Here is a 533-nt window from a genome sequence, read left to right on the forward strand (position 1 = left end):
GTGCGACGCAGGCGTCGGGGACATCGGGACCGTCGGGAGCGACGCCCGGCGGGCCCGGACCGGAGCGGGAGACACCACCCGGATGGGCACCGGGAGCCGGGCGTGGGACGCCGGGGACGGCGCAAGCAGCATCGCAAGGAGCGGCACAGGGGGCATCGCGGGGTGCATCACCGGGAGCAGCTCCCGGGGCGTCACCCGGAGCAGCGCCAGGTGCGTCGGCGGGCACGATGCCCGGGGCGTCGCTGGGGTCGGCGCTGGGAGCGTCGGCAGGCACGCTGCCCGGGTCGCTGCTGGGGACGGCACTGGGTGCCTCGCTGGGAGGGCCGCTGGGGATGGTGCCGCCGGGGTTGTTGCTGGCGACGGGGCAAGTGCTGCCCGTCTCCAGCGTGCATCGGCTCGCCCGGACCTCGACTCTGGTGCGGATCGTCATGAACGCCGACGGGCAGGTGCTCGACATGGGCCGCAAGGTCCGCCTGGCGACTCCTGCCCAGCGGCGGGCCATCTTCGCCCGGTATGCCACGTGCTGGGTCGAC

Annotated in this window: 1 protein-coding gene; it reads left to right on the plus strand. The window is 75.0% G+C overall.

Annotation, left to right across the window (positions count from 1 at the left end; all coding sequences use genetic code 11):
• Positions 1 to 227: 227 nt before the first annotated feature.
• Positions 228 to 533, plus strand: a 306-nt coding sequence (locus tag HCK04_RS40525) for a DUF222 domain-containing protein (RefSeq protein WP_142652795.1), incomplete at its 3' end; no start/stop codon positions are given.

This window comes from Microbispora sp. CL1-1, from assembly GCF_012034195.1.
Classification (GTDB): domain Bacteria; phylum Actinomycetota; class Actinomycetes; order Streptosporangiales; family Streptosporangiaceae; genus Microbispora.